The organism is Blastococcus sp. SYSU DS0533, assembly GCF_054050775.1.
In genome coordinates this window covers 41,085-66,788 of sequence record NZ_JBJGZZ010000006.1, presented here as the reverse complement: position 1 = coordinate 66,788, position 25,704 = coordinate 41,085, and the positions used below count along the sequence as shown (strand labels likewise).

Here is a 25,704-nt window from a genome sequence, read left to right as displayed (position 1 = left end):
CATGACCACGGCAGTCGGGCTGCGACCGGCCACGGCCCGCGGCTCGGTGACGGCCGCCCTCCCCGTCGTCGCAGGAGCTCTGGCGGTTCTGGCGGCGGCCACCGGGGTCGCGCTCCACCTGTCCACCGGCTCCTCGGCGACGGGGGTGACCGACTGGTGGCTGATGCAGACCACCGCGGCCCTCTCCTACGCCACGACGGGGGCCTGGCTGGCCCGCGCCCGGCCCGGGCTGGTCACCGGCTGGCTGCTCCTGGGCATCGGCAGCGCCCAGGCCGTGGGGCTCCTCGCCCTTGAGCACGGCGTCGCGGCCCACGCCGGGGGCGCCCCGGGCGCCCTGGCCGTGGCGGCGCTCTGGGCGGCGAACTGGCTCTGGGCGGCGGCCCTGGTGACCATCGGCACGGTGCTGCCGCTCCTGCTCCCGGAAGGGCGGCTGCTCTCGCCGCGCTGGCGGCCGGCCCTGGCCCTGTCGGTCGCCGCGGTGATCAGCGTGGCACTGTCCTGGGCGCTGACCCCCTACGAGAGCTGGTCGCCGACCCTCGCCGCCATCGGCGCGCACAACCCGCTGGGCGCCGGCTGGGTGACCGAGGGCTGGGTCGCCGTCCCCAGCACGCTGCTCGCGGTGACGGCCGTCGTGGTCGCCTTCGCGGGGGCCTTCGCGCGCTGGGCCGCCTCGTCCGGCGAGGGCCGGGACCAGGTGGCCTGGGTGCTGTTCGGGGGGCTGGTCACGGTCGCCGTCTTCGCGGCCGGCTTCGCCCTCGGGCCGGTGGTGACCGCGCTCGCGATGGTGCCGCTGCCGGCCGCCTGCGTCGTCGCCGTCCTGCGTCACGGCATGTGGGACGTCGACGTCGCCATCAGCCGCTCCCTGGTCTACGGAGCCCTCACCGCCTGCGTGCTGGGCGCCTACGCAGCGGTCGTCGGCACGCTCGGCGGTCTGATCGGCCCGACCACCGGCGCGCCGATCCTCGTCACCGCGCTCGCCGCCGTGCTGGCCGAGCCGCTGCTGCGCCGCCTGCGGGCGGCGGTGAACCGGCTGGTCTACGGCGATCGGGAGGACCCGTACGCCCTGCTCGGGCGGCTGGGGCAACGACTCGAGGACGCCCGGGACGCCGCCTCCGTGATCGACGAGGTGCTCCCTGAGCTGGTCAGCTCGGTCGCCGGTGCGCTCCGGCTCCCCTATGCCGCCGTCGAGCTCGGCGACGGCGGGGTGATCGCCCACGGCCGGTCGTCGGGGCCGGTGGAGTCGGTGCCCCTGGTCTACGGCGGCGCCGCCGTGGGGCGCCTCGTGCTGGCCACCCGCCCGGGTGGTCTCCGCCGGCGCGAGCGGCGGGTGCTCGCCGGTCTCGCCGAGCAGGCGGGAGTGGCGGTGCACACCGTGCTGCTCACCCGCGACCTGGACCGGTCCCGGGAGCTCCTCGTCACCGCCCGCGAGGAGGAGCGCCGGCGGCTGCACCGCGAGCTGCACGACGGCCTGGGGCCCACGCTGGCCGCGCTGGCGCTGCAGGCGGAGACCGCCCGCGACCTGGTGCGCGAGGACCCGGTGGCCGCGGCCGGGCTGCTGGACCGGGTGGTCCCCCGGCTGCGGACCGCGGTCGCCGACGTGCGCGGGGTCGTCAGCGGCCTGCGCCCACCCGCCCTCGACGAGCTGGGCCTGGCCGGCGCGGTGCGGGAGCTGGCCTCGCGCTTCGCCGCGCCCGGGCTCACGGTCACCGTCCGGGCCGACGACGTCGGGCCGCTCCCCGCCGCGGTCGAGGTCGCCGGCTACCGGATCGCGGCCGAAGCCCTCACCAACGCCGTGCGCCACGGCCGGCCCTCCCGGGTGGAACTCGTGCTCCGGCGAGAGCCCGGCGACCTGTCCCTGTCGGTCGAGGACGACGGGTGCGGGCTGCCCGCCGTGCCGACACCCGGTGTCGGGATGGCCTCGATGCGCCAGCGCGCCGCGGAGCTCGGCGGCACGTTCCACGCCGGCCCCCGGACGGGCGGGCCGGGCACCCGGATCTCGGCGGCCCTCCCCCTGGAGGCCCCGTGACGGTGCGCGTCCTGGTCGTCGACGACCACCCCCTCTACCGCGAGGGGCTCACCACCGCGCTCGCCGCGCTGCCCGGGATCGAGGTGGTCGGTGAGGCCGGGGACGGGGCCGAGGCGGTGGACCGGGCCGGCGAGCTGGCCCCCGACGTCGTCGTCATGGACCTGAACCTGCCCGTGGTCAACGGGATCGAGGCCACCCGCGCGATCGTCTCCCGCCACCCGGCGACCGCGGTGCTCGTGCTGACGATGCTGGAGGGCGACGAGTCGGTCTTCGCCGCCATGCGCGCCGGCGCCCGCGGCTACCTGCTGAAGGGGGCCGACCGGCACGAGATCGGACGAGCCGTCACGACCGTGGCCCACGGCGAGGTCATCTTCAGCGCGCAGATCGCCGCCCGGGTGCTGGCCTGGTTCGCCGCCGGGGACGACCGCCCCGTGGCCCCGTTCCCGCAGTTGACCGAGCGGGAGCGGGAGATCCTCGACCTGGTGGCCTACGGGCTCACCAACGGCGCCATCGCCCAGCGGCTGTTCCTCTCGGAGAAGACCGTGCGCAACCACGTGTCCAACGTCTTCACCAAGCTCCAGGTCGCCGACCGCGCCGAGGCCGTCGCCCGCGCCCGCGACGCGGGTCTGGGCCGGTCCGCGGGCTGAGGACGGGACGCCTCGTCCCGGGTCCATCAGGGCCGGCGGCTCAGGCGGCCGGGACCGGTCATGCGCCACGGTGGGCGTGCTCGTCCCCTCCACCGGAAGGCAGCACGATGGCGAACACCCGGGGAACCACCCCCCTCTCCCCCGCCGCCCGCCGGCTCGGCGTCGGCGCCGGCCTGCTCCTCGCCTGGAGCGCGGTCGGTGGGATCGTCTCGGTCCAGCTCGGGGCCAACACCTGGTCGGACGCATGGGGTGCCAACGCGACCCTCGCCGCACCGTGGCCGATGGTGATCGTGCAGCTGGTCGCCGCGCACCTGGCCGTCCTGACCGTCGGCCGCTGGGCCGTCGCCGGCTCGGCCGTTCTGCTCGTCGGCGCCTTCCTGTCGGCGATCTCGGGCTTCTTCGACGGCCAGTTCGCCCGGGCCGACCTCTCCGCCCCCTACGTGGTGCTCCAGGCAGCGCTCATCACCACGGCCGCCGCGGTGGTCGTCCTGTCCGCCTTCCGGCTGCGCGAGCTGCTCCACCGGGCCCCGCGGCCTGCGCCCCACCGTTAGGTGTCGGTGGGACGCTGGTCACGTCGGCCGGGCCAGGGTCGTGGGCAGTCCGAGAGCGGCGAAGAGGTCGCAGTCGAGGTTGAGGAAGCTGGAGATGTGGGCGATCCGGCCGTCCTCGATCTCCAGCACGTGCAGGCCCCACGGCACGTGACCACCGCCCTCCGCCGGCCGGTACTGGGCGAAGGCCGGGGTTCCGTTGGCCGAGGTCTGGATCAGCCGGGACCCCCGGCACGCGCTGGCCGGCTCCGTCACCATCCAGGCGCCGATGTCCTCCCGCCCGCGCAGCCACATCTCGAACGGCGGCATGTGCTGGGTGGCGTCCTCGTGCAGCAGCTGCACGAAGGCGTCGATGTCGTAGCGCTCGAAGGCGTCCAGGTAGCGGGCCAGCAGCGCGCGGGCGTCGTCGTCCAGTGCGCGCGGGGCCGGGCGTCCGCCGAGGTCGGCGAGCGTGGCCCGGGCCCGCTGCAGCGCGCTGTTCACCGAGGCGACGGTGGTGTCGAGCAGCTCGGCCACCTCGTCGGCCTTCCAGCGCAGCACCTCGCGCAGGATGAGCACCGCCCGCTGCTTGGGCGGCAGGTGCTGCAGGGCGGCGATGAACGCCAGCCGCACGGATTCCCGGGCCACCGCCTGCTCGGCCGGGTCGCCGTCCTCGGGCAGGATCTGGCGGTCGAGCACCGGCTCGATCCACGCCGTCGTCGGCCGCCGCCCGGCCAGCGACGCGGGGACCGGCGGGTACGGGGAGCCGGCCAGGTCCATCGGCAGGGCCCGGCGCTGCCGGCCGGCGAGCTGGTCGAGGCAGACGTTCGTCGCGATGCGGTAGAGCCACGACCGCAGCGCCGACCTGCCCTCGAACTCCGACAGCCCGCGCCACGCGCGCACGAGCGTCTCCTGCACCGCGTCCTCGGCGTCGAAGATCGAGCCGAGCATGCGGTAGCAGTAGCCGGTGAGCTCACGGCGGTGCTCGAGCAGCCGCGGGTCGAGCTGTTCCGCGGGACCGATGACGGCACTGGTCACAGGAGTCCACCCCTCGAGATCGATGTGGCGGTCAGCACACCACAGGCCACCGACAGAACGGGAGCCCCCGGAGCGTCGGGGCTCCGGGGGCTCCCGCTCGTTCCCACCGGGCCGGGTGGGCCGGTGTCAGCGCGTCACCGGAGCAGCGGCTCGCCGTCACGCACCAGCTGCCAGTTCTCGACGAAGAACTCCGCCGGGTCGATCTCGCCGGCCGCCTGGGCCCGCTCGATGAGCAGCTGGCGGATCTCCAGCTGCTCGTTGTAGACGACCGGGGCGGTGCTGATCGCCGGGAAGGCGCCACCACCGCTGCGCCGGTAGTTGTTCACGGCCACGACGAACCGGTCGTCGTCGGCCACCGGGGTGCCCCCGTAGGAGAGCCCGACGATGCGCGAGCCGGCCGGCTGCGCCACGTCGATGGCGTACTCCACGCCGGACAGGATGTCGAAGTTGTAGTCCGGGATCCCGTTCGGGACACCGTCCACGACGGCGTTGGTGATCGTCTCGGGGTCGACCTCCCCGGTGGTCGGCACCCGTTGGAAGTACCGGGCGGAGAACTCCAGGTACTCCTCCAGCTGGGCCCCGGTCAGCTCCACCGCCTCGAGGGTGTTGTCGTAGATGTAGAGCCCGGCGATGTCGCGGATGGTGACGTCACCGGCGGGGAACACGGCGTCCCGGCTGAACGGGGCCGCGATCGAGAGCACCGGCAGGTCGGCCCGGTCCGTGCCCTCCAGTGCGGCGGCCACCGTGTCGGTCTGCACGTCCTGGATGAAGTCCAGGATCGCGGTGTCCTCGTACCGGCTGGTGCGGGCGGAGAGCTCCTCCGCCGAGGTGGCCACGACCTGGTTGACGTACTCGACGGTGGTCGCGTGCGCCTGCGCCGTGGCGTCCAGCACCTCCTCCGACTCCGGGACGCCAGCGGTGCTCAGCGCCGTGGCGGAGGTGCCGACGACGTCCCACTTCCCGCGGACCTGCTGCAGGTCGATGTCGACCTGGGAGACGGTGGCGCCCCAGCGGTAGGGCTGGGTGAGCAGCACGTCCTCGCCGGTGACCTCGTTCGTGACGACCTGGGAGGGGGCGTTCTGGTGGGTGTGGCCGACGACCATCGCGTCGATGCCGGGCACCGTGCGGGCGATGACGTCGGAGGGGTTCTCCGTGGGCACCTCGGGGCCGTAGGAGGACGTCCCACCGACCCCGGCGTGCGACAGGACGACGACGACGTCGGCCTTCCGGTCGACGACCGGCACCCACTTCTCCGCCGCGTCCACCATGTCCTGGAAGGTCACGCGGCCCTCGACGTTGCCCTTGTCCCAGATCGCCGAACCGGGCGTGGTCAGGCCGATGACGCCGACCTTGACCGGCCTGTGACCGGGGACGCGCATCGTCTCGATCGTGTACGGCTTCAGGTACGGCCGCGGGGTGCCCTCGCGGAGCACGTTGGCGCCGAGCACCGGGTGGTCGACGTCCTCCTCGTAGGCCCGGAGCAGGTCCAGGCCGTAGTTGAACTCGTGGTTGCCGACGACCTGCGCGTCGTAGCCGATGGCGTCGTACGCCGCCGCCATCGGGTGCTCGACGCGGGTCTCGGTGACCGGCTCCTGCTGGGCGTAGTAGTAGCTCAGCGGCGTTCCCTGCAGGAAGTCGCCGTTGTCGACCACGAGGACGCTCTCCTCGCCCCGCGCCGCGCGGACCGAGTCGACGACCGTGGCCACCTTCGCCAGGCCCGTCTCGAACCCGGACCGCTCCCAGTAGGTCCGATCGGCGAAGTAGTCCCAGTTCCGCACGCGGCCGTGCAGGTCGGTCGTGGCGAGCATGGTCAGCGTCAGGTCGTCCGCCGCGGGCGGCGCGGCGGCGGCCGGGCTCAGGGGCGCCATGGTGAGCGCCGCCGCCGCGGCCACCACGGACAGCGTGGTCCGCCGTCTCATCCGGTCGTTTCCTCTCGATCGATCGGTCCCCGTGACGGTGTGCAGGGGATCCGGGATGGAGAGTAGGTACGGGGACCGACGGCCCGGCGGACGCTCGGTGGCCGGAGCGCTACTGGTAGCTGATCAGCTGGGGGTCGGGCTCCACGTCGCTGATCGTCTGCTCCGGCGTGAGCATCGGGATGTCCTCGTCGTAGAAGTTCTTCCAGCCCCACCACAGGCCCTCGGGGGCACCCTGCCGCAGCGCGTTCCACGTGCCCTGCTTGGCGCCCTGCCCACCCTGGCCGTCGGCGTGCACCATCACGGCCAGCTCGTCGCGGCCCAGGTCCACCCGCTCGCGGCCGGGGATCATGTCGAGGCGGAACTGGTGCAGCACCAGCAGCTTCTGCGGCAGCCGGTTCTCGCGGGTGAGGTCGGCCAGCCACGTCACGACGCGGTTGACCTCCTCGACGTCCACCGACCCGATCTGGCGCAGGTGCACCTCGTTCGGGCCCAGCCGCCACTCGGGGTCCAGCGCCAGGCCGACGTGCGGGAGCTCCAGCAGCGGGCGGTACAGCTCGGCCTGGGCGACGAAGTCGGTGCGGCCCGGCTGCAGGTCGAGGACGACGTACAAGCCGGCCTCCCCGGCCGCCTCCACCCACGGCCGCAGGAACTCCGGGTCGGCCTCCGCCGAGTAGTCGCCGTCCTCCCCGGCCGACGCCGAGGCGATGGTCGCGATGATCTCGAAGGCGGGTACCACCGTCTCCTCGACCAGCGGTTCGTAGGGCGCCGCGTGCGCCTGCGCCCGCTCGACCGCCGCCTCGACCGGCTGCTCCCCCATGAGGCCGAGCGCGGCGGTACCGGGGTGGCCGTAGAGGGCGACCAGCAGCTTGCCCGGGAAGAGCGTCTGCCCACCGCCGGGCAGCTGCACGCCGGTGGCGGCGGTCTCGACCTTCCAGTCCAGGCCGTCCTCGGCGGCGAAGCCCGAGCCGAGGGCCACCACCGAGCCGGGGTCCTCCTCGCCGAGCGTGCTGACCACGTCGGCGGAGGTCCGCGGGTCGGTGGCGCCACCGGTCAGCAGCACCCGGGCGCCGGCGGCGCGCGCCGTCGCGATGCCGGCCAGCGAGCCGGGATCCCCGGAGGCCAGCACGACGGTGTCCTCCAGCGGCTCGGGGCGGGTGGTCTCGGGGAGCTCCCCGACCGTGCTCTCCTCCGTCCGGTCCGCGGCCGCACCGCCGCCACCCTCTGCCCGCAGCGCGGTGGGCTGCTCCGGGTCGAGCGCCGCGACGGCCGCGGCGTCGCCGTCGGCCGGCACCGGGTCGCCGTCGGCCAGGTCGAGCCCGGTCGCGGCGGCCACGGCCTCGGCGTCGGCCGCGACCGTCACCACGTCCACGTCCGAACCGGTCAGCTCGGCGTCGCCCACGGCGAGGACGGCACCGGCGCCCAGCCGCTCCAGCTCTCCGGTCACCGGCTCCGGCGTCTCCGCACCGGTGGTGACCAGCAGCGGGACGCCCATCGCCACGGCCGCCGACGCGCCCATCAGCATCGCGGCGCGGTCGCCCTCGTCGGCGAGCACCGCGACGTCGGAGGAGCCGAACAGCGCGCGGCTGGTGCTCGCCGCGGTCCCCACCGGGTCCTCGTCCGCGACGACCGTCAGCTGCTCCTCGGGCGCCGCCGTGACGGCCTCCGCGACCGGCGCCTCCGCCGGCTCCTCGTCGCCGGAGGAGGTGCAGCCGGCGAGCAGGGCCGCGCTGAGCGCGAGCGGGATGGTGCGAGAGCGCACGAGGGGCCTCCGTCGGTCGGGGCGCCGACGGACGGCACTGCGACGCCGGCGTGACAGCACCCGACCCTAGCCGGGACGGCACCGCGGCCGGGTCGCTGGACACGGCACCGGCGGGCGGAACCACCCCACCGGGACGGGGGCAGCCGCGGTCGGGACGGCCCGACCACCAACCGGCCAGCCAGCGGGACGGGTCCGGGAGGCGGGCCGCAACAGGCTCGAGGCCGAACGGCAGACACCCTCCGGCTCACCGCCTGCTTCGTCGTCAGCGAGGCGCTGGCCAACGTGGCCGAGCACAGCGGCGCGACGGCGTACCGGGTGGAGGTCACCTGCTCACGGACCGGGTCGCCGAGGGCCGCTCGAACCCCACGATCGCCCGGGCGCTGGTGGGCACGCCGGGGGCGGTGGAGATGCGCACCCAGCACATCTCCGCCGAGCCCCGGGCTCGGCCAGGACACGGACGAGCACCGACGGGTGCTGGCGACGCCGGCCTACCTGCGCGGCTGACGGCCGCCGGACGCGTCACCGGCACCGAACTCGTTGGCGGAGGGTCGGACCCGACCGGTAGACACGTCGGCGTGATCGACGTCGACGCCCGCCTGCGCCCGGTGACCCCCGACGAGTGGCCGGCCTTCGCCCACGCCATGCACGACGTGTTCGCGGAGGAGGCGCCGGCGTCCTTCGCCGAGCGGCCGTCGTCGGTGGCGGAGCTGGACCGGTCGCTGTCGATGTGGGAGGGCGACCGCGTCGTCGCCACCGCCGGCATCTACAGCCGCACCCTGGCCGTCCCCGGCGCCCTGGTGCCCTGCGCCGGCATCACCTGGGTCACCGTCGCCCCGACGCACCGCCGGCGCGGCGTGCTCACCGCGATCATGCGCCGCCAGCTGACGGAGCTGCACGAGCAGCAGCGCGAGCCGGTCGCGGGGCTCTGGGCGGCCGAGTACCCGATCTACGGCCGGTTCGGCTACGCGCCGGCGACCCGGGAGGCCCGCTTCTCCGGCCGCACGGAACGGCTCCGGCTGCGGCCCGACGTCGACCTCGGCACCGGCCGGGTCGTGCAGGTGACCGCCGAGGAGTACCGCCCGGCCGCGGTCGCCGTGCACGCGGCGGTGCACCGGTGGGTGCCCGGCAACATGGTCCGCGACGACCGCTGGTGGGACCGGCACATGCGCGACGACCCCTCCGGCCGGCAGGGCGCCTCCGCGCGGCGGTACCTGCTGCACCGGGAGGCCGACGGCGCGGTCACCGGGTACGCCGCCTTCCGGGTGAAGGGTGCGTGGAGAGACAGCGGCGAGCCCGACGGCACGCTGACCGTCGAGGAGGTGCGGGCGACCAGCACCCCCGCCTACGCCGCGCTGTGGCAGGTGCTGCTGTCCGTGGACCTGGTGCGCACGCTGAAGTACCCGGCGGCCTCACCGGAGGACCCGCTGCGCTGGCTGGTCACCGACGCGCGGGCCCTGCACAGCACACCGGTCGACGGCCTGTGGGTCCGGCTCGTCGACGTCGACCGCGCGCTGGCCGCCCGCCGCTACCCGGCCCCGATCGACCTCGTGCTGCAGGTGCGGGACCCGTTCTGCCCGTGGAACGACGGGCGCTGGCGGCTCTCCGGGCACCCGGCCGGCGGCTACTGCGGGCGCACCGACCGCGACCCCGACATCGTGCTGGGCATCGAGGAGCTGTCCGCGGCCTACCTGGGCGGCGTCCCGCTCGCCGCGCTGCAGGCCGCCGGGCGGGTCACCGAGGTGAGCCCGGGGGCGGTCACGCTGGCGTCGACGGCGTTCAGCTGGCCGGTCACGCCCTGGTGCCCCGACTCCTTCTGAGCACGGCCGTCCGGGGACCGACCGCGGTGGCGGGCGGGACGGCCGACCCCGTCCGGGGACCGACCGCGAGCGTGCGAGCGGTGGGGAGGACGAGGTCCTCCCTCAGTCGGTGCCGGCCTCCATCGCAGCCCGGTCCAGCAGCTCCTCGTCGGCCGGGACCTGGCCGCGGGAGGCGATCGCCTCGGCGCCACCCTCCTCCGTGACGTCGATCAGCCCGGTCGCCGCGGCCTGGGCCGCACCGATGGCCGCGTGCGACGGCGCACCGCCGACCATCCCCAGCCGCGCGTACTGCTCGAGCTTGGCCCGCGAGTCGGCGATGTCGAGGTTGCGCATGGTCAGCTGGCCGATGCGGTCGACGGGGCCGAACGCCGAGTCCTGGGTGCGCTCCATCGAGAGCTTGTCCGGGTGGTAGCTGAACGCGGGACCGGCGGTGTCGAGCACCGAGTAGTCCTCGCCGCGGCGCAGCCGCAGGGTGACCTCGCCGGTGACCGCCATCCCGACCCAGCGCTGCAGCGACTCCCGGAGCATGAGCGCCTGGGGGTCCAGCCAGCGCCCCTCGTACATGAGCCGGCCCAGCCGCCGGCCCTCGGAGTGGTACGTGGCGAGGGTGTCCTCGTTGTGGATCGCGTTGACCAGCCGCTCGTAGGCGATGTGCAGCAGCGCCATGCCGGGCGCCTCGTAGATGCCGCGACTCTTGGCCTCGATGATCCGGTTCTCGATCTGGTCGGACATCCCCAGGCCGTGCCGCCCGCCGATCGCGTTGGCCGCGAGCACCAGGTCGACGGCGGAGCCGAACTCCTCGCCGTTGATCGTCACCGGCCGCCCCTGGGCGAAGCCGATCGTCACGTCCTCGGGCGCGATCTCGACCGCCGGGTCCCAGAACCGCACGCCCATGATCGGCTCGACGGTCTCGATGCCGGTGTCCAGGTGCTCGAGGGTCTTGGCCTCGTGCGTGGCACCCCAGATGTTCGCGTCGGTGGAGTAGGCCTTCTCGGCGCTGTCCCGGTAGGGCAGCCCGTGGGCGACCAGCCACTCCGACATCTCCGTGCGGCCGCCGAGCTCGGTGACGAAGTCGGCGTCCAGCCACGGCTTGTAGACCCGGAGGCCCGGGTTGGCCAGCAGGCCGTAGCGGTAGAACCGCTCGATGTCGTTGCCCTTGAAGGTCGAGCCGTCGCCCCAGATCTGGACGTCGTCCTCGAGCATGGCGCGGACCAGCAGGGTGCCGGTGACCGCGCGCCCCAGCGGGGTGGTGTTGAAGTAGCTGCGCCCGCCTGAGCGGATGTGGAACGCCCCACAGGTGAGCGCGGCCAGGCCCTCCTCGACCAGGGCGGCCTTGCCGTCGACCAGCCGGGCGATCTCCGCGCCGTAGGCGGTGGCCCGGCCCGGGACCGAGGCGATGTCCGGCTCGTCGTACTGGCCGATGTCAGCGGTGTAGGTGCAGGGCACCGCGCCCTTGTCGCGCATCCACGCGACCGCTACGGAGGTGTCGAGACCACCGGAGAAGGCGATGCCGACGCGTTCGCCGACGGGCAGGGAGGTGAGCACCTTGGACACGGGAACGATTATGCATGACCGTGCATGATCATGCGTGGGTGGGTCCGCGACTCCCGCCCCGACGCCGGAGGACGTCCTCCGGCGGTGGCTCAGGGGTGCTGCGTGCGGGTGGGCAGGCCACCCGCGGGGCGGTGCCGGTCGCGCTCGTAGTCGCTGATCAGGCCGATCCGCCGGACGTGCCGCTCGTCGCCGCTGAACGACGTGCCGAGGAACTCCAGCACGAGGGCCGTGGCCTCCTCGTCGCTGTGCTGCCGCGCGCCGATGGCGACCACGTTCGCGTCGTTGTGCTCGCGGGCCAGCTGCGCGGTCGCGGTGCTCCAGACCAGCGCGGCCCGGACGCCGGGCACCTTGTTCGCGGCCATCTGCTCGCCGTTGCCCGAGCCGCCGATGACCACGCCGAGGGTGCCCGGCTCGGCGACGGTGCGCTCCCCGACCTCGAAGCAGAACGGCGGGTAGTCGTCCTGGGCGTCGTACTCGAACGCACCGCAGTCGACGGGCTCGTGACCGGCCTCGGCCAGCGCCCGCTTGAGGTGCTCCTTGAACTCCAGGCCCGCGTGGTCGGTGCCGATGAAGACGCGCATGCCGGGGAGTCTGACAGGCTCCCGGGCGTGGCGGTGCTGGGGCTGGACGGCTCGCGCGGGGCCTGGGCGGGGGCCCTGCTCGACGACGGCGAGGTGACCCTGCTGGCCCTCCCCGACGCGGCGGCCGCGCTCGCCGTCCCCGACGTGGACGTCGTCGCCGTCGACATGCCGATCGGGCTCTCGGACGACGGCCCGCGCCCCTGCGACGTCGCAGCGCGCCGGCTGCTCGGCCGGGCCGGCAGCTCGGTCTTCCCGGCGCCGCTGCGCCCGGTGCTGGACGCCGCGGACTACGCCGAGGCGTGCCGCCTGTCGGTGGCCGCGTCGGGGAGGGCCCTGTCGAAGCAGGCCTGGTTCCTCGTGCCGTCGATCCGCGCGCTGGACGAAGCCCTCGGCGACCCGCCCGATGCGAGGGTCCACGAGGTCCACCCGGAGCTCGCCTTCCGCGCGCTGGACGAGCAGGTGCGCGATCCCAAGGTCACCGCCCGGGGACTCGCCCAGCGGCTGGCCGCGCTGCGCCCGGTGATGGACGTCGAGCGGGCGCTGGCCGGGGCGCCGGAGCGGCTGCCGGCCATCGACGCGCTGGACGCCTGCGCCGCGGCGTGGTCGGCGCAGCGCATCGCCGCGCGCACCGCGTCGTCCGTCGGCGACGACCGGCGGGACGCCCGCGGCCGCCCGATGCGGATCCGCTGGTGAGCACCGGCTGGCAGGAGGTGGCCGAGGGCGTCCTGGTGCGCCGGCACCGCTCGCTGGACCTCAACTGCGGGCTCGTGCTGGGCGAGGGCGCCTGCCTCGTCGTCGACACCCGGTCGCACCTGGGCGAGGCGGCGGACCTCGCGGCGGCCGTCCGCACGGTCACGCCGCACCCGTGGACCGTGGTGAACACCCATGCGCACTACGACCACTGCTTCGGCAACGCGGCGTTCCGCCCGGCGCGGGTGTGGGGCTCGCGGGGCTGCGCGGCGACCTTGCGCGCCGACGGTGAGGCGCAGCGGGCCGCCGTCGTCGCCACGCTGGCCGCCGAGGACGCCGCACTCCTGCGGGCCACCCCGATCGACCCGCCGGACCACCTCGTCGACGAGGTCGCGGTGCTCGACGTCGGCGGCCGGGAGGTGGTCCTGCGGCACCTCGGCCGCGGGCACACCGACCACGACCTGGTCGTCGAGGTGGGGACCGCCGGCGACGCGACCGTGCTCTTCGCCGGGGACCTGGTCGAGGAGGGAGCGCCGCCGGACTTCGAGGACGCCTGGCCGGCGGACTGGCCGGCCACCCTCGGCCGGCTGCAGGCGCTGGCCCGCGGCCCGGTGGTGCCCGGCCACGGCGCGGTGGTCGACGCGGCGTTCGTCGGGGCCCAGCGGGAGGAGCTGCTCGCCGTCCTGACCGCGCTGCGCGAGGGCGGGCCGGGGCCCTACCCGGCCGCGACGATGGCGGTCGCCGCCGGGCGGCCGCTCACGAGCCGGTGACCCGGCGGACGACGGACAGCGGGAGCACGCGCAGCAGCGCGGCGACCGCGCGCCAGGGGAACTCGGGTACGTAGCCGCGCACCGGCTCCCGCTCGACGACGTCCACCAGCGCGCCGACCCCCTTGTCCAGGCCGACCGTGAGCGGCCCGCGGCGGCCGACGTTGATGTCGGTCGCGATGTAGCCGGGCAGGATCGTCGAGACGACGATGCGCGAGCCGTACACGTCGGAGCGGATGCCCTCGGCCAGCGAGTTCAGCGCCGCCTTGCTGGCCCCGTAGGCCGTCCGGCTGCCGGGCATGCCCCGCACCGAGGCGACCGAGGAGATGAGCACCAGGTGGCCCATGCCCTGGCGCCGGAAAAGCTCCACCGCCGCCTCGCACTGGGCGTGGGACCCGAGCACGTTGGTGTGCAGGACGGCGCGGTTGCGGGCCGCCCCGCCGGCGCCCACGGACGTCCCCGCGCCGATGCCGGCGTTGACGACCACGCGGTCGAAGCCACCCAGCCGGTCCGCGAGGTCGGCGAAGACCGTCGTCACCGACCCCGGGTCGTCGACGTCCATCGCGGCGACCTCGACCCGGATGCCGGGGTGGGCGGAACGCAGCTCGGCCTGCAGCGACTCGAGCCGGTCGACCCGGCGGGCGCACAGGGCCAGGTCGCGGCCCATGGCGGCGAACCGGCGGGCCATGCCCTCGCCGAGGCCGGAGCTGGCACCGGAGATGAAGATGCGCTGGCGGGTGGGGTGCGGCATCCCGACAGCATGCCGCCCCCCACCGTCACCATCAGGAACGGCCCCCGACCGGAGGCTCGTCCCGAGCGTGCGGGGGATGAGGGGGTCGGGGGTCCTTCACCGGCGCAGCTCCAGGGCGTCGACCGGGACGGAGCTCATGTCCGGGTCCGAGGTCCGGGTGCGCTTGAGCTCCCAGAAGTCGGGCAGGTTCGCCAGCAGCACGGCCCCGTCGAAGGCCTTGCCGGCGTCCTCACCGGTCGGCACCTTGCTGATGACCGGGCCGAAGAACGCCACACCGTCGATGTGCATGACCGGCGTTCCGACGTCCTGGCCGACCGGGTCCATGCCCTCGTGGTGGCTCTTCTCCAGCGCGGTGTCGTACTCGCTGGAGCCGGCGGCCTCCGCCAGCGACGCCGGCAGCCCGACCCGCTCCAGGGCCGGGGCGATGAGGTCCTCGAGCTCGAGCCCCTCGTGGTGCCGCAGCGTGCCCATCGCGGTGTAGAGGTCGCCGAGCACCTCGTCGCCGTGCTGCTGCGCCGCCGCGACCGCCACCCGCACCGGACCCCAGGCCTTGGCCATCATCTCCTGGTACTCCTCGGGCAGGTCGCGGCCGCGGTTGAGCACCGCCAGCGACATGACGTGCCAGTGCAGGTCGATGTCGCGCACCTTGGCCGCCTCGAGCACCCAGCGGCTGGTGAGCCAGGCCCACGGGCACAGCGGGTCGAACCAGAAGTCGACGCGGGCCTTCGTGGGGGCGCTCTGCACTGCCTCGGTCATCCTTGCTCCTCGCTCGGGGGTGCCCGGGTGCGCCCGGGCCGTCTGCGGTCAGCCAAGTCGCCGGGCCAGGGGGTTGTTCCCGGTGGACGGCGGGCGGGCCGTCGGCACCGCCTGACAAACTGCCGGGGTGGCCGTACCCAACCTGACCCGCACCGATGCCGCAGCTCGCGCCGAGCTGCTCGCCGTCCAGAGCTACGACATCTCCCTCGACGTCACCGACGGCGCCGGTCACCCCGGCGAGCGGACGTTCCGCTCCACCACGACCGTGGACTTCACCTGCCGCCGCCCCGGCGAGGGGACCTTCATCGACCTGGTGGCCGAGACGGTGCTCTCGGCGACGCTGAACGGCACCGAGCTCGACGTCAGCTCCTACACCGAGGAAGGCGGCCTCCCGCTGCCCGGCCTCGCCGAGCACAACACGCTGGTGGTGACGGCGGACTGCCGCTACTCCAACACCGGCGAGGGGCTGCACCGCTTCCTCGACCCCGAGGACGGGCAGGTCTACCTCTACACGCAGTTCGAGCCGGCCGACGCGAAGCGGATGTTCACCTGCTTCGACCAGCCCGACCTCAAGGCCACGTTCACGGTGCACGTGACGGCGCCGTTCGACTGGCAGGTCGTCTCCAACACCGGCGACCGCACCATCGAGGCCGGTGAGGGCGGCTCGCAGCTGGTGCACTTCGCGCCCACCAAGCGCATCTCGACCTACCTGGTGGCGCTGATCGCCGGGCCGTACGCCAAGGTGACCGACCTGCACGAGGGCATCCCGCTCGGGCTGTACTGCCGGGCGTCGCTGGCCCGGTACCTGGACCCGGAGGAGCTGTTCCGGGTGACCAAGCAGGGCTTCGACTTCTACCACCGGGTGTTCGACTACCCGTACCCCTTCGACAAGTACGACCAGCTGTTCGTGCCGGAGTTCAACGCCGGGGCCATGGAGAACGCGGGCGCGGTCACCTTCCTGGAGGACTACGTCTTCCGGTCCAAGGTCAGCCGGGCCCGCTACGAACGCCGCGCCGAGACGATCCTGCACGAGCTCGGGCACATGTGGTTCGGCGACCTGGTGACCATGCGCTGGTGGGACGACCTGTGGCTCAACGAGTCCTTCGCCACCTACATCAGCACCCTGTGCCAGGCCGAGGCGACCGAGTACACGACGGCGTGGACGACGTTCGCCAACACCGAGAAGGCCTGGGCCTACGCCCAGGACCAGCTCCCTTCGACGCACCCGATCGCCGCCGACATCCCCGACGTCGCCGCGGTGGAGGTCAACTTCGACGGCATCACCTACGCCAAGGGCGCCTCGGTGCTCAAGCAGCTGGTGGCCTACGTGGGCCGCGACGAGTTCCTCTCCGGCGTCCAGCGCTACTTCCGCCGGCACGAGTACGGCAACACCACCCTGGCCGACCTGCTGGGCCCGCTGTCGGAGAGCTCCGGTCGCGACCTCTCCGAGTGGGCCGACCAGTGGCTGCGCACCAGCCAGGTGAACACGCTGCGGCCGGTCTTCGAGCTCAGCGACGACGGCCGCTACACGACCTTCGCCATCGAGCAGACGGCGGTGGCCGAGCACCCGGTGCTGCGCAACCACCGGCTGGCCGTTGGCCTCTACAGCGAGGGCCCCGACGGGCTGACCCGCAGCCACCGGGTGGAGCTCGACATAGCGGGCGCGCGCACCGAGGTGCCCGAGCTGGTGGGCCACCCGGCCGCGGACCTGGTGCTGGTCAACGACGACGACCTGACCTACGCCAAGATCCGGCTCGACGAGAAGTCGCTGGACACGCTCCGCTCGCGCATCGGCGCGCTGCCGGACTCGCTGCCGCGTGCGCTCTGCTGGTCGGCGGCCTGGGACATGACCCGCGACGCCGAGCTGCCCGCCCGCGAGTGGGTCCAGCTCGTGCTGGCCGGGATCGGCGCCGAGACCGAGAGCAGCGTCATCCAGTCGCTGCTGGCCCGGGTGCAGAGCGCGCTCTCGTCCTTCGCCGACCCGGCGTGGGCGCCGACGGGCTGGGCGCAGCTGGCCGACCACGCGCTCGCCGCGCTCGAGGCCGCCCCGGCGGGGAGCGACCAGCAGCTGCTGTGGTCCCGCACGCTGGCGAGCGCAGCCCGCACGGAGGAGCACGCGGCCGCGCTGCGCGGTCTGCTCGACGGCTCACACACCCCCGAGGGGCTGGTCGTGGACGCCGACGCGCGGTGGGCGTTCCTGCACGGGCTGGTCGCGATCGGTGCGGCCGGCGACGCCGAGATCGACGCGGAGGCCGAGCGCGACGCCACCGCCACCGGCATCCGGCGGGCGGCCACGGCGCGGGCGCTGCGGCCGACGGCGGAGTCGAAGGAGGAGACCTGGCGGCAGGCCTTCACCGACGAGTCGATCCCGAACGCCGTCCACGAAGCGATCCTGCAGGGCTTCTGGCACCCGGCCCAGCGGGAGCTGACCGCGGGCTACGTCGACCGCTACTTCGCCGACGTCCGCCCGCTGTGGGACCGCCGGCCGGGCGAGATCGCCAAGAACGCGGTGCAGTACCTCTTCCCGCCGGTGGTGGAGCCGCGCACCATCGCGGCCGCCGACGCCTGGCTCTCCGACGCCGAGCAGCCGCCCGCGCTGCGCCGCCTGGTGTTCGAGGGCCGGGACGGCATCGCCCGCGCGCTGCGGGCCCGCGAGCGGGACGCCGCCGCCGAGTAGCCGCTCGGCCGCACCACGACGAGAGGGCGCCGCACGCCGCCGGGAGTGCGGCGCCCTCTCGTCGTCCTCGGCGCCCCTCGTCGCCGGGCCCCTGGTGATCAGGAGCCGCCAGGAGCATGCGGAGGCGCCGCGCCCCGGCGGGGTGCGGCGCCTCCGGCGTCGATCAGTGGGTGCGCAGCCCAGCCGGGTGCCCCGCCTGGTCGGACAGCTGGCGCAGGCCGTTGACGATGCCGCCGACCAGGTCGCCGTTGGCGAACGCGCTGGTCATGGAGAGCACCGCGAGGGCGCAGGCGCGGTCGGGCAGCCGGCGCGCGGCCCCGGCGCCGGTGACCACCTCCACCACGCGCTGGCCGGGCGAGACGGCGATCAGCACGGCGTCGGCGGGCTTGTCCCCCGAGCGGGCGTGCAGCTGCTCGGCGGTGGCGCGGGTCGGTGCGGCCAGCTCACCCACGTAGAGGGTGAAGCGCAGCCCCGTCTCGCGCGAGGACATGGTCAGCGCCTCGTCGAGGCGGGCCAGCTCCCGGAAGCTGAAGACCTCGTCGATCTTCGCCTCCGCCGTCCGCGGGTGCAGCGTGGCGCCGACGTCCGTGCCGGTGCGAGGGGTGTCGATCTCGGGCGCGCGGGTCATCGCCGGCCTCCGGGGCTGGTCGTCGGGACGTGGGATGCGGTCACCGGGGCCCCGTCACCAGGTCCCGCGGGCGCCGCCGAGCGGGCCCGCCGCCCGCGGGAGGCGGGCGGCGGTCGCGCCACCGGCCTGCGCGCCGCCCGAGTGGGCGCTACCGGAGTGCTCGCTGCCGGTGCCGCCGGCCGGGCCGATCCCGCCCTCGGCGTCCAGCGCCCGCTCCCCCGGCTGCTCCGGGTAGACCGACGAGCCCAGGGCGGCGGTTCCGCTGCCCGGGACGGCCGCCGGGCCGTGGGCGGCGGCCGGGCCGTGGCCGCCCACGGTCGCCGGGTGCGGCTCGTACCAGACGGGGGCGTAGTCCCACGCCTGGCCGGGCTTGTATCGGGGACGGCGGCCCTTGCCGGGCTTCAGGGTCAGCAGCGCCAGCACCAGCACCACGGCGAGCGGGATGGCGGCGTAGACGAGGAGGGTCTCGACGACGGTCACGCCCGACAACCTACCGGGACACCGCCGTCCTCATCGGCTGTCGGTCCAGACGGCGGGGCGCCGGTGCGCCCACGGCCGCGCGACCTCCAGCTGCGCCGAGAGCGAGACGAGGGTCGCCTCGTCGGCCGGCCGGCCCACCAGCATGGTCCCGATCGGCAGGTCACCGGGGCTCCAGTGCAGCGGGACGCTCACGGCGGGCTGGCCGGTGACGTTGAACAGCGCCGTGAAGGCGGCGTAGCGCTTCTGCCGCTCGAAGTCCGCCGCGCCCTCGCCGTCCTCCCCGAACCAGCCGACCGGCCGTGGGGTCATGGTGAGCACCGGGGCGAGCAGCACGTCGTAGCCGGCGGTCGCACGGAGGAACTGCCGGGAGAAGGCACGGAGGGCGAACATGGCCTGCATCGCGTCCCGCGCCGACAGCGCCAGGCCCCGCTGCTGCATCCAGCGGGTCAGCGGCTTGAGCAGCTGCTCGTTCCCCGGCGGTACCGGCAGCGTGGTCGCCCCCAGTGCCCAGACGGTCTCGAAAGAGGGCAGCACCGCGGGGTCGAGGAGCCCGGCCGGCACGTCCTCGACGACGTGCCCGAGGCTCTCGAGCAGCCGACCGGCGTCCTCGAACGCCTCGGCCACCTCGGGCTCCAGTTCCACCCCCGGCATCGCCGACTCGGTGTAGCGCCCGATGCGCAGCCGGCCCGGTTCCCGGTCGGCCCAGCCGAGGAAGGTCTCCCCCGGCGGCAGCGGCGGGGCCCAGAACGGGTCGCCGATCTCCGGACCGGCCATCGCGTCCAGCATCGCCGCGGCGTCCCGCACCGTCCGGGCCAGCGGGCCGCTGGTACCCAGCCCGGTCACCTCGCTGCCGTACGGGGCGTTGCTGATCCGGCCACGGGTCGGCTTGATGCCGAACAGGCCGTTGATGCTCGCCGGGATGCGGATCGAGCCCCCGCCGTCGCTCCCCTGCGCGAACGGCACGAAGCCCGCGGCGACGGCGACCGCCGCCCCTCCGCTCGAGCCGCCGGCGAGCAGGGAGGTGTCCCACGGGCAGCGGGCCGGGCCGGCGAGGTCGTTGTCGGTGTAGCAAGGGAAGCCGAACTCGGGTGTGTTGGTCTTGCCCACGCTGATCGTCCCGGCGGCGGCGAGCCGGGTGACCACCGCGTCGTCGACGGCGGGCACGAAGTCGGCGAGCGCTGCCGAGCCGAACGTCGTCCGCACCCCGGCGGTGTTGTTCAGGTCCTTGATCGCGGTGGGGACGCCGAGCAGCGGCGGCAGCTCACCACCGTCGCGGACCCGCGCCTCGGCCTCGGCGGCCCGGGCCAGGGCCCGCTCGGGGGTCACCGTGAGGAACGCCCCGAGGCCGGCGTCGTGCGCGTCGATGCGCGCCAGCGCGTGTGCCACCAGCTCGGTGGGGCTCACCTCCCCCGCCCGGACGGCGGCGGCCTGCTTGAGGGCGGTCAGGTCGTGCAGCGCGGTCACGACGGGGACGCTAGTCACCTATGCGGGTTCGGGGACGCCGATGGGGTTGCCGGCCGGCCAGTCCCCCGCCGCGACCACCGCCGTCCGCACCGGGGTGAGCAGCTCGGCCAGCCGGTCGCAGCCGCGGTCGCCGAGCGCGCGCCACGGCCCGGCCGCGAGCCGGTCGGTGTCCGCCTCCACGTCGTCGACCACCCCCCGGCCGTCCGCGGTGAGCGCGGCACCGGCGAGCCAGCCGCGCTCGGCCAGCGCGGCGGCCGCCCCCTCCCACGCCGCGTCGTCCCAGCCCCGCGCCTTCTGCAACCACGCCCGGTCCGATCGCCCCGCCGCGGCGGCCAGCACGTGCGCCTGCACCCCGTCGATCCCCCGCTGCACGAGGGCGGCGGTGTGCCCGTCGCCGCGGTGCTCGCGCAGCGTGGTGAGCGCCTGCCAGAGCACCAGGTGCGGCTCGCCGGGGACCTCCACCGCCGAGTTCGCGGCCGCCAGGGGACGCCCCGGCAGGTCGACGGCGGTCGCGGCGGTCGCGGCCAGGTGCATCGCCTCGACCGCCTCGGCCGAGCCGACCCAGCCCTCGCCGAGCACCCGGCGCACGGCGGCGTCCACCCCGGCGAGGCGGGCCGCGAGCGCCGCGGCCGGGGAGGCCTGCGCCCACACCGCCGGCACCCGCCGGGCGACGAACCCCGGCGCGAAGTTGGCGAACACCGCCGTCACCACCTCCGGCCCCACCGCACCCAGCGGGGCGGCGCGGCCGGCGAAGTAGCCCGACCAGAACCCCGTCAGCCCCGCGCCGGCGAACGCGGCACGGGCCTCGTCGGCGAAGTAGGTGAGCGCGTGGAACGGCTCGGCGAGCGCCCAGATGGTGCGCGCCATGGCAGGGGAGTTCACCGGGCGGCCCCCGTGCGGGGGCCCGCCGCGAGCGTGCGAGCGGTGGGGGGCACGGGGTCCTCTCAGGCGCTGACGCTCTCCGGCACTCCCAGCCACTCGCGCCAGCGGGGGTCGACGGTGCGGTGGCCCAGCAGGCGCCAGGCCGCGCCGCTGGGCGTGCTCGGCGGGCACGGCAGCTTCCAGCCGAGCTCGGCCAGCGATCGGTCGGCCTTGGTGTGGTTGCACCGGCGGCAGGCGGCCACCACGTTGTCCCAGGTGTGCGTGCCGCCGCGGCTGCGCGGCACCACGTGGTCGATGCTGGTGGCCGAACCCCCGCAGTACACGCAGGTCTGCCCGTCGCGGGTGAACACCGCCCGGCGGGACAGCGGCACCGAGGCCGGGTACGGCACGCGGACGTAGCGGGTGAGCCGCACGACGACGGGTACTGGCAGGCTCACCGTCTCGGCGTGGACGACGTCGGCGGTGACGTCGACCGACTCCGCCTTCTCGGCGAGCACCAGCACGATCGCCCGCCGGCTGGACACCACGCACAGCGGTTCGTACGTGGCGTTCAGCAGCAGGGTGGCGCCCGTGGTCGTGGGCGAGGGCACGGGGACGAGCGGCGGGACGGGGTCGCGCCGCGAGCCTGGGTGACCCGCCGGCGTCGACCCGGGCGCGGAACGCGGCACGGATCACCTCCGGAGGCCCCGGACCGCCGGGTGCTGCACGACCCGCGGGCAGCCCCATTCTGACCCGAGAACCGCCGCGCGGCGCACTGGAAATCCCCGTCGTCCCCCGGACGCGCCCGCCGCGGCGACTAGCGTGCCGCTCATGCGCTACCCGGACGCCCCGCGCCTGGACCTGGTCGAGGAGCTCCACGGCCACCGCGTCGCCGACCCCTACCGCTGGCTGGAGGACCCCGCCGACCCGCGCACGCAGGAGTGGTCGGAGGCCCAGGACCGCCTGGCGGCCGAGGTGCTGGGCGCGCTGCCGGCCCGCGAACGGTTCGCCGCGCGGCTCGGTGAGCTGGTGCGGGCGGGCGCCGTCGGCGTGCCGGTCTGGCGTGGGGGGCGGGCCTTCTCCACCCGCCGCGACCCCGGCCAGGAGCACGCCGTGCTGCGGGTGCGCGAGACGGACGGGACGGTGCGCGTGCTCGTCGACCCGATGGCCTTGGACCCGGAGGGGACGACGACCCTCGACGCGTGGTCGCCCTCGTGGGAGGGCGACCGGCTCGCCTACCAGGTGAGCACCGGCGGGGACGAGGAGTCGGAGCTCTACGTCCTCGACGTGGCGACCGGTGAGCTGCTCGACGGGCCGGTCGACCGGTGCCGCTACTCCCCCGTCGGCTGGCTGCCCGGCGGCGAGGAGCTGTTCTACGTCCGCCGGCTCGCCCCCGACCAGGTGCCCGCGGGCGAGGAGCAGTTCCACCGCCGGGTGTGGCGCCACCGGGTCGGCGACCCAGCGGACGACGACGTGCTCGTGCACGGGGAGGGGCTGGACCCCACCAACTACTACGGGGTCCGCACCAGCGCCGACGGTCGGTGGCTGGTGGTCTCGGCGTCGGCCGGCACCGCCCCGCGCGACGACGTGTGGCTGGCCGACCTCTCCGCGGACGGCGCGCTGCGCGAGCTGCAGCGCGGCGTCGACGCCCGGACCGCCGCGTGGGTGGCGCGCGACGGCCGGCTGTGGCTGCTGAGCGACCGCGGCTCCCCGCGGTGGCGGCTCGCGGTGGTCGATCCGGAGGACCCGGCCACGTGGGCGCCGGAGGCGTGGACCGACGTCGTCCCCGAGCAGGAGGGCGCCGTGCTCTCCGACGTGGCGCTGGTCGACGCACCCGACGGCGCCCTGCGGGTGCTCGCGGTGCACGCCGTGGACGCCACCGACCGGCTCTCCCTCTGGTCCGGGGACGGCGGCGGCCGGATCACCGAGGTCGCGCCCCCCGGCCCCGGCAGCATCTCCGGGGTGAGCGCCCCGCCGGACGGCGGTACGACGGCCTGGGTCGGCTACACCGACTACGCGACGCCGCCCTCCGTGCTGCGCTGGGACGCGGCGGCGCCGGAGGCCCTGGACGCGTGGGAGAACGCCGACGTCGCCGGTGAGGTGCCGCCGCTGACGGTCGTGGAGACGCACGCGACGAGCCGGGACGGCACCCCGGTGCACCTGTTCGTCCTCTCGGCAACGGGGACGCCGGACCGCCCGCGGCCGACCGTGCTCTACGGCTACGGCGGCTTCAACGTCTCGCTCACCCCCACCTACACGGCGCAGGCCCTGGCGTGGGTGGAGGCCGGCGGCGTGTGGGTGGTGGCCAACCTGCGCGGCGGGTCCGAGCACGGCGAGGAGTGGCACCGCGCCGGCATGCGGGAGCGCAAGCAGAACGTGTTCGACGACTTCGCCGCCGCCGCCGAGCACCTGGTGGAGCAGGGCTGGACGACCCACGGGCAGCTCGCGGTCATGGGTGGCTCGAACGGTGGTCTCCTGGTCGGCGCCACGTTGACGCAGCGGCCCGACCTCGCGGCCGCCGTCGTCTGCAGCGCACCGCTGCTGGACATGGTCCGCTACGAGCGATTCGGCCTGGGGCGCACCTGGAACGACGAGTACGGCACCGCCGAGGACCCGGTCGAGCTGGGCTGGCTGCTGGGCTACTCGCCGTACCACGCCGTCCGCGACGGGACCGCGTACCCGGCGGTGCTGTTCACGACGTTCGAGTCCGACACCCGCGTCGACCCCCTGCACGGGCGGAAGCTCGCCGCCGCGCTGCAGCACGCGACCTCGGCCGCGGCGCCGGTCCTGCTCCGCCGGGAGACCTCGGTCGGGCACGGCGCCCGCGCGGTCAGCCGGACGGTCGGGCTCGCCGCCGACCAGCTGGCGTTCCTGGCCGCCCACACCCGTCCGACCGGCGAGGGGCCCATCGGGTAACGGGATGGACACGCGCAGTCGACAGCGCGCACTCCGCGGGTTGCGCCTGGGATGATTCCGGTAATGACCGGATCACCGCCCGTGCCCGTCGCCGGGGCAGGAACGGGGCCCCGGTGACCGCCGCCGCCCCGGACGGTCGGGCCGAGGGCGCCACCGTCCGGCAGGCGACCTTCCGCGAGGTCTTCGCCGTCGGCGAGTTCCGGCCGCTCTTCGGCACCTACCTGCTGTCCGCGGCCGGCGACGAGCTGGCCCGGGTGGCGCTCACCGTCCTGGTCTACGACCGCACCTCCTCCCCCCTGCTCGCGGCCCTGACCTTCGCCATCAGCCACCTGCCGTGGCTGCTCGGGGGGCCCCTGCTGTCGGCCTTCGCCGACCGGCTGCCCCGGCACCGGGTGCTGATCGCCACCGACGCCGCCCGGGCCGTGCTGGTCGCGCTGATGGCGATCCCGGGCATGCCGCTGCCGGTCCTGCTCGCCCTGCTGTTCGTGGTCGGGTTGTGCGCACCCCCGTTCGAGTCCGCGCGGTCGGCGCTCATGGCCGACGTGCTCGACGGGGACCGCTACGCCGTCGCCACCTCGCTGACCGGCATCACCCTGCAACTGGCCCAGGTCGGCGGGTTCCTGGCCGGTGGTGCGCTCGTCGCCGTCCTCGACCCGTCCGCGGCCCTGCTCGTCGACTCGGCCACGTTCGTCGTGTCGGCCATCTGGCTGTGGGCTCGCCTGCAGCCTCGTCCGGCGCCGGTGGCCGAGGGGGGCGGCGGCTCCGGCTCGCTGTGGCGGGACGCCGCCGAGGGCCTGCGGTTCATCCGGTACACCCCCCGTCTGCTGGCGATCGTCTCCGTCCTCTGGGTGACGACCGGCTTCGTCTACGCCTCCGAGGGGATCGCCGCGCCGCTGGTCGATTCGCTGGGGCAGGGGGCGACGGCGGTCGGCGTCCTGCTCGCGGCCAACCCGCTGGGCGTCACGCTCGGCGGCCTGGTGATCGCCCGCCTGGTCCCCCCGGCGCGGCGCGAGCGGTTCGTCGTCCCGCTGGTGGTGGTGTCGCTGGCACCGGTGCTCGTCGGTGGCCTCGTCGCGGCGGTCGCCGGGCCCGGCGTGGTGCCGTTCTGGGTGCTGGTCGGGATGCTGTTCCTCTCCGGGCTGGGCGCGGCCTGGACGATCCCGCTCAACGTCGCGTTCGTGCAGGCCGTGCCCAGCGCCTACCGCGGGCGCGCCTTCGGCGTCGCGGCGAGCGGGCTGGCCGGCGTCCAGGGGCTGGGCGCGCTCGCCGCCGGGCTGGCCGCGGAGGGCCTGCGGCCCGCCGTCGTGGTCGCGCTCTCGGGCGCCGTCGGAATGATCGCGGTCGCCCCGGCGCTGAGGGCGTATCGGCGGACGCGGAACGGGGCGGACGCTGCGATCGAGGCCGAGGAGGCACCCGGGGCATGAGCGAGTCGAGGCGGCCCCTGCCGTCGGCGCGGACCTTCTACGACGAGGTGGGCGGCGAGGAGACCTTCCGCCGGCTGGTGCAGCGGTTCTACGCGGCCGTCCGGACCGACCCCGTGCTGCAGCCGATGTACCCCCAGGACGACTGGGAGGGTGCCGAGACCCGGCTGCGCGGCTTCCTCGAGCAGTACTGGGGCGGGCCCACCACGTACTCCGAGCAGCGCGGGCACCCGCGGCTTCGGATGCGCCACGCCCCGTTCGCCATCGGCCCCGTCGAGCGCGACGCCTGGCTCACCCACATGCGCGACGCCGTCGACTCCCTCGGGCTGACGCCGGAGCAGGACGCCACGCTCTGGGGCTACCTGGAGATGGCGGCACGGAGCATGCAGAACCGCTGAGCACGTCGCCGTAGGCTCGTAGCCGGC

Annotated in this window: 22 protein-coding genes; 10 read left to right on the top strand and 12 right to left on the bottom strand. The window is 75.1% G+C overall.

Annotation, left to right across the window (positions count from 1 at the left end; genetic code table 11):
- Position 1 precedes the first annotated feature (1 nt).
- From ACI79W_RS09730 to ACI79W_RS09720, 3 genes are all read left to right on the top strand, one after another.
- Complete coding sequence (locus ACI79W_RS09730; protein WP_456561880.1) at positions 2 to 2,026, top strand: sensor histidine kinase; 2,025 nt, start codon at positions 2 to 4, stop codon at positions 2,024 to 2,026.
- Positions 2,023 to 2,673, top strand: coding sequence for a response regulator (locus tag ACI79W_RS09725; protein ID WP_456561879.1), 651 nt, complete (start codon positions 2,023 to 2,025; stop codon positions 2,671 to 2,673). Before ACI79W_RS09730 ends, ACI79W_RS09725 begins: the two co-directional genes overlap by 4 nt.
- Before the next feature lie 107 nt (positions 2,674 to 2,780).
- The gene (locus tag ACI79W_RS09720; RefSeq protein ID WP_456561878.1) at positions 2,781 to 3,224 is read left to right on the top strand and encodes a hypothetical protein; all 444 of its coding nucleotides are present in this window, start codon (positions 2,781 to 2,783) and stop codon (positions 3,222 to 3,224) included.
- An 18-nt stretch (positions 3,225 to 3,242) separates the two neighbouring features.
- On the opposite strand, the gene ACI79W_RS09715 is transcribed toward ACI79W_RS09720, so the two are convergent.
- From ACI79W_RS09715 to ACI79W_RS09705, 3 genes are all read right to left on the bottom strand, one after another.
- Positions 3,243 to 4,238 carry a sigma-70 family RNA polymerase sigma factor gene (locus ACI79W_RS09715; RefSeq protein WP_456561877.1) on the bottom strand — a complete coding sequence of 332 codons (996 nt, stop codon included), beginning with the start codon at positions 4,236 to 4,238 and terminating at the stop codon, positions 3,243 to 3,245.
- A gap of 134 nt (positions 4,239 to 4,372) precedes the next feature.
- The gene (locus ACI79W_RS09710) at positions 4,373 to 6,157 is read right to left on the bottom strand and encodes a bifunctional metallophosphatase/5'-nucleotidase (RefSeq protein ID WP_456561876.1); all 1,785 of its coding nucleotides are present in this window, start codon (positions 6,155 to 6,157) and stop codon (positions 4,373 to 4,375) included.
- 109 nt (positions 6,158 to 6,266) lie between these two features.
- The gene (locus ACI79W_RS09705) at positions 6,267 to 7,916 is read right to left on the bottom strand and encodes a hypothetical protein (RefSeq protein ID WP_456561875.1); all 1,650 of its coding nucleotides are present in this window, start codon (positions 7,914 to 7,916) and stop codon (positions 6,267 to 6,269) included.
- Between the two features lie 575 nt (positions 7,917 to 8,491).
- Between ACI79W_RS09705 and ACI79W_RS09700 the strand changes: the two genes are divergently transcribed.
- On the top strand, positions 8,492 to 9,733 hold the full coding sequence (locus ACI79W_RS09700) for a GNAT family N-acetyltransferase (RefSeq protein ID WP_456561874.1): 1,242 nt from the start codon (positions 8,492 to 8,494) through the stop codon (positions 9,731 to 9,733).
- Positions 9,734 to 9,835: 102 nt separating this feature from the next.
- Here ACI79W_RS09700 and argG read toward each other — a convergent pair whose 3' ends face one another.
- Together argG and ACI79W_RS09690 are read right to left on the bottom strand one after the other, a co-directional pair.
- The gene (gene argG, locus ACI79W_RS09695) at positions 9,836 to 11,287 is read right to left on the bottom strand and encodes an argininosuccinate synthase (RefSeq protein ID WP_236825199.1); all 1,452 of its coding nucleotides are present in this window, start codon (positions 11,285 to 11,287) and stop codon (positions 9,836 to 9,838) included.
- Between the two features lie 89 nt (positions 11,288 to 11,376).
- The gene (locus ACI79W_RS09690; protein ID WP_456561873.1) at positions 11,377 to 11,868 is read right to left on the bottom strand and encodes a ribose-5-phosphate isomerase; all 492 of its coding nucleotides are present in this window, start codon (positions 11,866 to 11,868) and stop codon (positions 11,377 to 11,379) included.
- Between the two features lie 27 nt (positions 11,869 to 11,895).
- Between ACI79W_RS09690 and ACI79W_RS09685 the strand changes: the two genes are divergently transcribed.
- Complete coding sequence (locus tag ACI79W_RS09685) at positions 11,896 to 12,561, top strand: DUF429 domain-containing protein (protein WP_456561872.1); 666 nt, start codon at positions 11,896 to 11,898, stop codon at positions 12,559 to 12,561.
- Positions 12,558 to 13,328 carry an MBL fold metallo-hydrolase gene (locus ACI79W_RS09680; protein ID WP_456561871.1) on the top strand — a complete coding sequence of 257 codons (771 nt, stop codon included), beginning with the start codon at positions 12,558 to 12,560 and terminating at the stop codon, positions 13,326 to 13,328. The genes ACI79W_RS09685 and ACI79W_RS09680 overlap by 4 nt, the downstream gene beginning before the upstream one ends.
- Here the strand turns inward: ACI79W_RS09680 and ACI79W_RS09675 are convergent.
- Both ACI79W_RS09675 and ACI79W_RS09670 read right to left on the bottom strand, forming a co-directional pair.
- The gene (locus tag ACI79W_RS09675) at positions 13,315 to 14,076 is read right to left on the bottom strand and encodes an SDR family oxidoreductase (protein ID WP_456561870.1); all 762 of its coding nucleotides are present in this window, start codon (positions 14,074 to 14,076) and stop codon (positions 13,315 to 13,317) included. The two genes, ACI79W_RS09680 and ACI79W_RS09675, sit on opposite strands and share 14 nt — an antisense overlap.
- A gap of 96 nt (positions 14,077 to 14,172) precedes the next feature.
- Positions 14,173 to 14,832 carry a mycothiol-dependent nitroreductase Rv2466c family protein gene (locus tag ACI79W_RS09670; protein WP_456561869.1) on the bottom strand — a complete coding sequence of 220 codons (660 nt, stop codon included), beginning with the start codon at positions 14,830 to 14,832 and terminating at the stop codon, positions 14,173 to 14,175.
- Between the two features lie 127 nt (positions 14,833 to 14,959).
- On the opposite strand from ACI79W_RS09670, the gene pepN reads away from it, so the two are divergent.
- Positions 14,960 to 17,509 carry an aminopeptidase N gene (gene pepN, locus ACI79W_RS09665; protein ID WP_456561868.1) on the top strand — a complete coding sequence of 850 codons (2,550 nt, stop codon included), beginning with the start codon at positions 14,960 to 14,962 and terminating at the stop codon, positions 17,507 to 17,509.
- A gap of 163 nt (positions 17,510 to 17,672) precedes the next feature.
- Here pepN and ACI79W_RS09660 read toward each other — a convergent pair whose 3' ends face one another.
- The 5 genes from ACI79W_RS09660 to ACI79W_RS09640 form a co-directional block, all read right to left on the bottom strand.
- Positions 17,673 to 18,137, bottom strand: a complete 465-nt coding sequence (locus tag ACI79W_RS09660) for a DUF5130 family protein (protein ID WP_456561867.1) — start codon at positions 18,135 to 18,137, stop codon at positions 17,673 to 17,675.
- Between the two features lie 54 nt (positions 18,138 to 18,191).
- On the bottom strand, positions 18,192 to 18,617 hold the full coding sequence (gene ctaJ / locus ACI79W_RS09655) for an aa3-type cytochrome oxidase subunit CtaJ (protein ID WP_456561866.1): 426 nt from the start codon (positions 18,615 to 18,617) through the stop codon (positions 18,192 to 18,194).
- A gap of 30 nt (positions 18,618 to 18,647) precedes the next feature.
- The gene (locus tag ACI79W_RS09650; protein WP_456561865.1) at positions 18,648 to 20,081 is read right to left on the bottom strand and encodes an amidase; all 1,434 of its coding nucleotides are present in this window, start codon (positions 20,079 to 20,081) and stop codon (positions 18,648 to 18,650) included.
- An 18-nt stretch (positions 20,082 to 20,099) separates the two neighbouring features.
- Positions 20,100 to 20,948 carry an SCO6745 family protein gene (locus ACI79W_RS09645; protein WP_456561864.1) on the bottom strand — a complete coding sequence of 283 codons (849 nt, stop codon included), beginning with the start codon at positions 20,946 to 20,948 and terminating at the stop codon, positions 20,100 to 20,102.
- 77 nt (positions 20,949 to 21,025) lie between these two features.
- Complete coding sequence (locus tag ACI79W_RS09640; protein ID WP_456561863.1) at positions 21,026 to 21,553, bottom strand: HNH endonuclease; 528 nt, start codon at positions 21,551 to 21,553, stop codon at positions 21,026 to 21,028.
- Between the two features lie 220 nt (positions 21,554 to 21,773).
- Between ACI79W_RS09640 and ACI79W_RS09635 the strand changes: the two genes are divergently transcribed.
- The 3 genes from ACI79W_RS09635 (at position 21,774) to ACI79W_RS09625 (ending at position 25,677) form a co-directional block, all read left to right on the top strand.
- Positions 21,774 to 23,858, top strand: coding sequence for a prolyl oligopeptidase family serine peptidase (locus tag ACI79W_RS09635; protein WP_456561862.1), 2,085 nt, complete (start codon positions 21,774 to 21,776; stop codon positions 23,856 to 23,858).
- A 113-nt stretch (positions 23,859 to 23,971) separates the two neighbouring features.
- Positions 23,972 to 25,282 (top strand): MFS transporter, encoded by a 1,311-nt coding sequence (locus ACI79W_RS09630; RefSeq protein ID WP_456561861.1) that lies wholly within the window; start codon positions 23,972 to 23,974, stop codon positions 25,280 to 25,282.
- On the top strand, positions 25,279 to 25,677 hold the full coding sequence (locus tag ACI79W_RS09625) for a globin (RefSeq protein ID WP_456561860.1): 399 nt from the start codon (positions 25,279 to 25,281) through the stop codon (positions 25,675 to 25,677). The genes ACI79W_RS09630 and ACI79W_RS09625 overlap by 4 nt, the downstream gene beginning before the upstream one ends.
- The last annotated feature ends 27 nt before the right edge of the window (positions 25,678 to 25,704 follow it).

Coding starts and splice junctions, on each gene's coding strand:
- ACI79W_RS09730 (WP_456561880.1), top strand. CDS start 2: ATGACCACGGCAGTCGGGCTGCGACCGGCCACGGCCCGCGGCTCGGTG.
- ACI79W_RS09720 (WP_456561878.1), top strand. CDS start 2,781: ATGGCGAACACCCGGGGAACCACCCCCCTCTCCCCCGCCGCCCGCCGG.
- ACI79W_RS09710 (WP_456561876.1), bottom strand. CDS start 6,157: ATGAGACGGCGGACCACGCTGTCCGTGGTGGCCGCGGCGGCGGCGCTC.
- ACI79W_RS09690 (WP_456561873.1), bottom strand. CDS start 11,868: ATGCGCGTCTTCATCGGCACCGACCACGCGGGCCTGGAGTTCAAGGAG.
- ACI79W_RS09675 (WP_456561870.1), bottom strand. CDS start 14,076: ATGCCGCACCCCACCCGCCAGCGCATCTTCATCTCCGGTGCCAGCTCC.
- ACI79W_RS09670 (WP_456561869.1), bottom strand. CDS start 14,832: ATGACCGAGGCAGTGCAGAGCGCCCCCACGAAGGCCCGCGTCGACTTC.
- ACI79W_RS09660 (WP_456561867.1), bottom strand. CDS start 18,137: ATGACCCGCGCGCCCGAGATCGACACCCCTCGCACCGGCACGGACGTC.
- ACI79W_RS09645 (WP_456561864.1), bottom strand. CDS start 20,948: ATGGCGCGCACCATCTGGGCGCTCGCCGAGCCGTTCCACGCGCTCACC.
- ACI79W_RS09635 (WP_456561862.1), top strand. CDS start 21,774: ATGCGCTACCCGGACGCCCCGCGCCTGGACCTGGTCGAGGAGCTCCAC.
- ACI79W_RS09625 (WP_456561860.1), top strand. CDS start 25,279: ATGAGCGAGTCGAGGCGGCCCCTGCCGTCGGCGCGGACCTTCTACGAC.